General features: G+C 68.0%; 5 protein-coding genes. All 5 read left to right on the plus strand.

The window, feature by feature from the left end; translation table 11 throughout:
- Positions 1-295: 295 nt before the first annotated feature.
- Positions 296-1,330, plus strand: a complete 1,035-nt coding sequence (locus AB0I76_RS21340) for an ABC transporter permease (RefSeq protein ID WP_357038123.1) — start codon at positions 296-298, stop codon at positions 1,328-1,330.
- Between the two features lie 80 nt (positions 1,331-1,410).
- On the plus strand, positions 1,411-3,162 hold the full coding sequence (locus AB0I76_RS21345) for an ABC transporter substrate-binding protein (RefSeq protein ID WP_357038126.1): 1,752 nt from the start codon (positions 1,411-1,413) through the stop codon (positions 3,160-3,162).
- Between the two features lie 56 nt (positions 3,163-3,218).
- The gene (locus AB0I76_RS21350; protein ID WP_357038129.1) at positions 3,219-4,208 is read left to right on the plus strand and encodes an ABC transporter permease; all 990 of its coding nucleotides are present in this window, start codon (positions 3,219-3,221) and stop codon (positions 4,206-4,208) included.
- A gap of 14 nt (positions 4,209-4,222) precedes the next feature.
- Positions 4,223-5,290, plus strand: a complete 1,068-nt coding sequence (locus tag AB0I76_RS21355) for an ABC transporter ATP-binding protein (protein ID WP_357038132.1) — start codon at positions 4,223-4,225, stop codon at positions 5,288-5,290.
- On the plus strand, positions 5,287-5,537 hold a 251-nt coding region (locus AB0I76_RS21360), incomplete at its 3' end, for an ABC transporter ATP-binding protein (protein ID WP_357038135.1). The genes AB0I76_RS21355 and AB0I76_RS21360, both read left to right, overlap by 4 nt.

The raw sequence follows: 5,537 nt of genomic DNA on the forward strand, positions 1-5,537 counted from the left end.
GCTGCCCGCCGGCCGCTGAGCCGGTCGCGCCCGCCGCGCCCGCCGTGGATATCGATGTGGAAACGGCCGGACGGATGACAACCACATTGATGTGCTCTGCGTTCCATCACGCGGCCGAATGGCTGAACGGGTGACAACCGATTAACGCCGTTACCGCAACGAGCCAGCGGCGTTGCCGAACCGTTGCCGATCGGTGACAACCGATCACGCTGTTACCTGAACGATTCTTTCGGGCGCTTTTCCGTCGCTTATCGTCGGGCTCGTAAGCAGTTCCTCTCCATGAAGGGGATCCGCGATGAGCGACACGTCCCACCCGTCCCTGAACCTCGCGGTGGAATCGCCCGACCCGCTGGCCGAGGTGAATTCCCCGGCCGACGAGGTGCCCGCGCGGCGTCGGCGCGAGTTCGTCGGCCGGTCGCCCGGCCAACTCGCCTGGCTGCGACTGAAGCGGGACCGTACCGCGCTGGTCAGTGCGGTGACGCTGGCCGTCGCCGTGTGCGTCGCCCTCGCCGCGCCGGCGGTAAAGTGGCTGACCGGAATGGACCCGACCGACAAGTTCGTCGACCAGCTCAACGATTTCGGCATGCCGATCGGTTACGCCGGGGGAATCAGTTCCGACCATCTTCTCGGCCTGGAGCCCGGCAGTGGCCGCGACATTCTCATGCAACTGGTCTACGGACTCCGTACGTCCCTGTTCATCGCGTTCGTCTCGGCGGTGCTGGCCTCGATGATCGGCGTGGCCGTCGGCATCGTCGCTGGTTACGCGCGCGGCTGGCTGGACAGCGCCGTCAGCTGGCTCATCGACGTGACGCTCGCATTTCCGTTCCTCATCTTCGCGCTGGCGGTCATCCCGATCGTCGAGGACCGCTTCTTCACCGCCCGCGAGGCACCGCCGCCGAGCTTCCGGATCGCCCTCATCGTCGCCACCTTCGGCCTCTTCAGCTGGACCTACACCGCGCGCCTGGTGCGCGGGCAGGTGATCTCGCTGCGGGAGCGGGAGTTCGTCGACGCGGCCCGGGCCGCCGGCGCGGGGACCGGACACCTGCTCGTACGCCAACTCCTGCCGAACATCTGGGCGCCCATTCTCGTCACGCTGTCGCTGAACGTCCCCCAGTTCATCGCCGTCGAGGCCGCGCTGGCATTCGTCAACATCGGCGTCACCGAACCCACCCCGGACCTCGGCCGGATGATCTACAACAGCATCGGCTACGTGGCGAGCGACCCCTGGTACACCCTGTTCCCCGGACTGACGATCTTCATCCTCGTCCTGGCGTTCAACCTCCTCGGCGACTCGCTGCGGGACGCCCTGGATCCCCGGTCAGCCCGGTAACCGAATTCCGATCACGAACCGTTCGCCCGGCGAACGGCGGGCCTCGTGCGGCCCGCGCCGGGCGGGAAGGGAGATGCACCGTGCACAGGAGAGCCCGGACACTGTCGATCGGTGTCCTGTCCGTGGCGTTGCTCGCCGCCGGCTGTAGCCGGACCACCGACGACGGTGGCAGCGGCAAGGGCAACGACAAGGCGAAGACCCAGACCGGCTCGATCTCGTACGAGGCGGCCGACAACCAGGGCCCGGCTGCCGCGGTCCAGGGCGCCACCAAGGGTGGGACCGTCACCGTCCTGCGGGAGGCCGACTTCGAGCACCTCGACCCGGCTCGCAACTACGTCAACGTCCAGCAGCTGACCACCGGCCTGATCTACCGGTCGCTGACCGGCTACAAGGAGAACGGCACCGGCGAGATGACCCTCGTGGGTGACCTGGCCAAGGATCCCGGCAAGGACGTCAACGGCGACTGCAAGGTTTGGGAGTTCACCCTCCGCGACGGGCTGAAGTACGAGGACGGCTCGCCGGTCACCTCCAAGGATGTCGCGTACGGTGTCGCGCGGTCCTTCGCCCCGCAGCTCAACGAGGGGCCCCACTACATCCAGCAGTGGCTCTACCCGGGCGGCGAGTACAACGCCACCTACAAGGGTCCCTACGACGGCGGCAAGCCGACCCCGGACGGGGTGGAGACGCCGGACGACAAGACCGTCCGGTTCACCTTCGCCGAGCCGCACTGCGACATGCCGTACGCGGCGGCGATGGCGACCACCGCGCCGGTGCCGTCGGCCAAGGACACCAAGACCAACTACGACCTGCGGCCCTTCTCGTCGGGACCGTACAAGGTGAAGTCGTACCAGCGGGACGTGGCGCTGGAGCTGGAGCGCAACCCGAACTGGGACCCGAACACCGACCCGCTGCGTACCGCGTACCCGGACGGCTTCAAGTTCACCTTCGGCCTGGAGGCGGCGCAGATCGCCGAGCGGCTCGTCGCGGACGCACCCGCCGACCAGGCTGCGTTCACCTGGACCGACGTGCCGCCCGCGGTACTGCCCCGGACCGCGTCCGGCCCGGTGGCCGAGCGGGTGGTGAAGGGCCCGACGCAGTACACCTGGGTGCTCAACATCAACACCCAGCGTGTCACCGACCTCAACGTCCGCAAGGCGCTGAACCACGCCCTGGACAAGGACGCGGCGCTCAAGGCGATCGGCGGCAAGGCGGCCGGCACGCCAGCGACCACGCTCATGTCGCCGACGACGGCGGGGTGGAAGGCGTACGACGTGTTCGGGACGCCCCCCAGCGGTGACGCCAACAAGGCGAAGGAGCTGCTGGCCGGCAAGACGCCGGAGCTGGTGCTGGCGCACGCCAACAGCGAGCTGCGCACGCAGCAGGCCGAGGCGATCCGGAAGAGCCTCACCGAGCGCGGTTTCAAGATCACCATGAAGTCGATCGAGTTGTCGAGCTACTACGACGAGGTCGGCCGGAAGAACAACCCGTACGACCTGTACCTGGGTGGCTGGGGCTCGGACTGGCCGACCGGCTCGACCATCATCCCGCCGCTGTACGACGGCCGGGAGATCCTGCCGGAGGGCAATCAGAACCTGTCCTACTTCAACGACCCGGGCATCAGCGCCGAGATCGACCGGGTGCGGAAACTGCCCGCGGCCGAGCAGGACGCGGAGTGGATGAAGCTCGACGAGAAGATCATGCGTGAGTTCGTCCCGGTCGTCCCGGTCTACTACGACGCCACCTACGTGCTGCACGGGTCCAAGGTCGGCAACGCCTACCTGAGTGACGCCTTCGGCGCCTTCCAGGTGAACAACATCTACGTCAAGCAGTGACGCCCCGGCGGGGAGCGGCTCGTCCGCTCCCCGCCGCAGTCCGAGAGGTTCGACGGATGCTCCGTTTCATCGTCCGGCGGCTGCTCGTCGCGGTCGTCACCCTCATCGTCATCAGCCTGGTCACCTTCGGGTTGTTCTTCGCGGTGCCGAGCAGCCCGGCCAAGGTGATGTGCGGCAAGAACTGCACCGCCCAGGACATCGCCCAGGTCGAGGAGCGGCTCGGCATCCGTGACCCGCTGCCGGAGCAGTACACCAACTTCGTCAGTGGCATCTTCGTGGGCCGGACCTTCGGCTCCGGGGAATTCCAGCGCGAGTGCCCGGCGCCGTGCCTCGGGTACTCGTTCCGCAACGACCAGCCGGTGACGGAGATCGTCACTCAGCGCGCCCCGGTCACCTTCAGCATCGTCTTCGGCGCGGCGGCGATCTGGATCCTGCTCGGCGTGAGCCTCGGCATGGTCTCCGCGCTGCGCCGAGGCACTGTCTTCGACCGGTTCGCCATCGGGATCAGCCTCGCCGGCGCCTCCATGCAGGTCTACTTCTTCGGCCTCATCCTGCTCTACCTCCTCGTCTACGCCACCGGTCTGCTGCCGTTCCCGACCTACACGCCGCTTACCGAGAACCCGGCGAAGTGGGCGCTCGGGCTCCTGCTGCCCTGGATGACGCTGGGCTTCCTCAACTCGGCCCTGTACGCCCGGCTGTCCCGCGCGCAGATGCTCGAGACGCTGTCTGAGGATTTCGTCCGGACCGCCCGGGCCAAGGGCCTGCCGCTGCGCCGGGTCCACACCCGGCACGCCCTGCGGGCTGCGATCACCCCGATCGTGACCATCGCCGGTTTGGACATCGGCGCCGCACTGGGCGGAACGTTCATCACAGAGACCATCTTCGGCCTGCAGGGTCTCGGCAAGGCCACCGTCGAGGCGGTGCAGTTCCTGAACCTGCCGGTGGTCATGGCCACCGTGCTGCTGGCCGCCATCTTCATCGTGATCGCCAACATCGTCGTCGACGTGCTGTACGCGGTCATCGACCCACGGGTGCGACTGAGCTGATGAGGGGAGACGACATGACCACCACCGCCGTGCCGGCAGCCCGCCGGGCCGGCCCCTACCTGCGGGTGGAGAACCTCAAGGTGCACTTCTCCACCGAGGACGGCACCGTCCGGGCGGTCGACGGGATCTCCTTCGCCGTCGAGCAGGGCCGGACGCTCGGGATCGTGGGTGAGTCGGGGTCGGGCAAGAGCGTGACCTCGCTGGCCCTCCTCGGCCTGCACGACCAGCGCCGTACCCGCCTGTCCGGGCGGATCCTCCTCGGCGAGCGCGACCTCCTCCGACTGTCCGAGGAGGAGGTACGCCGGCTGCGCGGCCGGGACATGGCGATGATCTTCCAGGATCCGTTGTCGGCGTTGCACCCGTACTACACGGTGGGGCGGCAGATCGCGGAGGCGTTCCGGGTACACCATCCGGATGCGGGCCGGCGGGAGGCGCGGCAGCGTGCGGTGGACATGCTGGGGCGGGTGGGGATTCCGCAGCCGGCGCGGCGTTTCGATTCATATCCGCACGAGTTCTCGGGTGGGATGCGGCAGCGGGCGATGATCGCGATGGCGCTGGTCAACGATCCGGATCTGCTGATCGCGGACGAGCCGACGACGGCGTTGGACGTGACGGTGCAGGCGCAGATTCTGGATCTGTTGGCGGATCTGCAGGCGGAGTTCCATTCCGCGATCATCATGATCACGCATGACCTGGGGGTGGTGTCCCAGGTGGCGGATGAGGTGTTGGTGATGTACGGCGGTCGGGCGGTGGAGCACGGGAGTGTGGAGCAGGTGTTGCGGCGGCCGCAGCATCCGTACACGTGGGGGTTGTTGTCGAGTGTGCCGTCGTTGCACGGTGACGCGGCGGCGGATCTGGTGCCGATTCCGGGGAACCCGCCGTCGTTGATCAACCTTCCGTCGGGGTGCGCGTTCCACCCGCGGTGCCGATACGCCGACCGCAACGGGAACCGGTCGCGGACGGAAATTCCCGAGTTGCGGCAGGTGCAGGAGCGGGGTCACCTTGTGGCCTGCCATCTGCCGGAGGTCGACCGGCTGCGCATCTACCAGGACGAGATCGCCGATGTGGGGGTGGCGCGGTGAACGGGCAGGTCGTCGCCGGGCAGCAGGGTGAGGCGTTGCTGCGGGTGCGGGGGTTGAGCAAGCACTTCCCGGTGCGCACGGGGCTGCGTACTCGGGGTGTGGTGCGGGCGGTGGACGGGGTGGACTTCGAGGTGCGGGCCGGGCAGACGTTGGGTCTGGTGGGGGAGTCCGGCTGTGGGAAGACGACCACGGGTCGGATGCTGGTGCGGCTGCTGGAGCCGACGGCGGGCAGTATCGAGTTCGCCGG

This window comes from Micromonospora sp. NPDC049799, assembly GCF_040656655.1.
Classification (GTDB): domain Bacteria; phylum Actinomycetota; class Actinomycetes; order Mycobacteriales; family Micromonosporaceae; genus Micromonospora.

Bases quoted from the DNA above. Each gene is read 5' to 3' on its own strand.
- AB0I76_RS21350 (WP_357038129.1), top strand. From the start codon at position 3,219: ATGCTCCGTTTCATCGTCCGGCGGCTGCTCGTCGCGGTCGTCACCCTC.
- AB0I76_RS21340 (WP_357038123.1), top strand. From the start codon at position 296: ATGAGCGACACGTCCCACCCGTCCCTGAACCTCGCGGTGGAATCGCCC.
- AB0I76_RS21355 (WP_357038132.1), top strand. From the start codon at position 4,223: ATGACCACCACCGCCGTGCCGGCAGCCCGCCGGGCCGGCCCCTACCTG.